Raw genomic sequence first — 664 nt, forward strand, 5'->3', positions numbered from 1 at the left:
AGGGACTTGGTGTCGGCGGCCAGGAAGTGGTCCGGCTTGCGCAGGCCCAGGTCTTCGAAAAAGACCTCATTCAGTTCATAGTCATAATTCTGGCCAGTATGCACCAGCACATGGTCCGCATACTTATCCAGCCGCCGCATGGTCGGCGCCAGGCGGATAATCTCCGGACGTGTCCCAACGATGGTCATTACTTTTAGTTTGCGGGCGCTGTTGGTCATACATCCTCCGGGATGGTGTCAGGGGCTGCGGGATCAAAAATTTCGCTGATCCAGAACATCGTGTAAAGCATATCGGATCCGGTATTTGTGATGTTGTGGGACCACATAGTCGGCATATCGATGGCAACGGGCTGGTCACCGGACACCGTGAATCTCAGGACTTCGTCGCTGAACATCCGTCGCATGGCAATTTCACCGGTACCGGCCAGGACCGTAAACCTCTCGATTTTGCGCCGATGGTAATGCTGGCCCCGGGTGATTCCTGGAACCGTCGTGGAAAACGACGACTGCCCCTGGCCGCCCTGGCTTCGAATAACCTCGAAGAATGATCCGCGGGAATCGCTTTTCCGTTCCAGCGAAATGGGAAGTTCAGGTCCAACGAGAAAAGAGCGGTAGGTATTAAACAAATCCCGGTCGAATCCGCTGGAAATTTCCGGAATTGTTCC

Annotated in this window: 2 protein-coding genes; both read right to left on the minus strand. The window is 54.5% G+C overall.

The features are described 5' to 3' along the window. A partial coding sequence (locus AC5RVV_RS17760; protein ID WP_494002671.1) for a UDP-N-acetylglucosamine 2-epimerase occupies positions 1-218 on the minus strand: 218 nt, incomplete at its 3' end. Then, positions 215-664, minus strand: a 450-nt coding sequence (locus tag AC5RVV_RS17765; protein WP_494002672.1) for a polysaccharide biosynthesis C-terminal domain-containing protein, incomplete at its 5' end; no start/stop codon positions are given. The genes AC5RVV_RS17760 and AC5RVV_RS17765, both read right to left, overlap by 4 nt.

This window comes from Arthrobacter sp. MDT2-34-1 (genome assembly GCF_059091365.1).